The 802-nt window shown below is 61.6% G+C and carries 1 protein-coding gene; it reads left to right on the top strand.

Going from position 1 to position 802, the window contains the following annotated elements:
* Positions 1-797 (top strand): IS5 family transposase gene (locus AD72_RS36065; RefSeq protein ID WP_425480792.1). Its coding sequence is split into 2 segments (ribosomal slippage), with 795 coding nucleotides annotated over them: positions 1-318 and positions 321-797; the frame shifts between segments, so codons are not numbered across the junction. This gene is flagged as partial in the annotation.
* Positions 798-802 lie beyond the last annotated feature (5 nt).

Below are 802 nucleotides of genomic sequence, written 5' to 3'. Positions count from 1 at the left end.
GTTCCGGACGAGTTTTGGGCTGAGATCGAACCGGTGTTGCCGGTAGTACAGCGGCGGTTTCACCATCCGGGTCGGCGTCGTGTGCCGGATCGAGTCGTTTTGGCCGGGCTGGTGTATATCGTCAAGACCGGGATCGGGTTCGCGGACCTACCCCGGGGCCTCGTCGGGTGTTCCGGGTACACGTGCTGGCGGCGCATGCACGAGTGGCTCGAGGCGGAAGTCTTCGACATCGTGCACGAACGAATCCTGGATCGTCTCCGCGCGTTGGACGGGCTCGAACTCGACACCGCGGTGGTCGACGGATCCCATGTACGCGCGTTAAAAGGGGCGAAGCGGTAGGGCCGTCCCCGGTTGATCGTGGACGCGCAGGATCGAAGCACCACCTGATTACCGATGGTACCGGTATCCCGCTCGCGGTGATCCTCACCGGAGGTAACACCCACGATAGTACCCAGCTTTTCCCTTTACTGGAAGCGATTCCGGTCATTCGCGGTAAACGCGGAAGACCATTCACCCGACCACGCTGGTTGTTCGCCGACCGCGCCTACGACTCCGAGGAACACCGAACCGGACTGCGAAAACGCGGCATAGTCCCGAAAATCGCCCGACGTAACACTTCTCACGGCTCGGGACTCGGCAAACACCGGTGGGTCGTCGAGCGCGGCTTCGCCTGGCTCCACGGGTTCAAACGACTTCGCACCCGCTACGAACGACGCGCTGACACCCACCTCGGATTCCTCAAACTCGCCTGCGTGATCATCTGCCACCGCCGACTACAACAACTCATTCTGCAATGATCTCT

The organism is Sciscionella sediminilitoris (assembly GCF_000737195.2).
Lineage (GTDB): Bacteria > Actinomycetota > Actinomycetes > Mycobacteriales > Pseudonocardiaceae > Sciscionella > Sciscionella sediminilitoris.
Note: the sequence above shows the minus strand (reverse complement) of the source record. Positions and strands in the feature narration are given on the sequence as shown.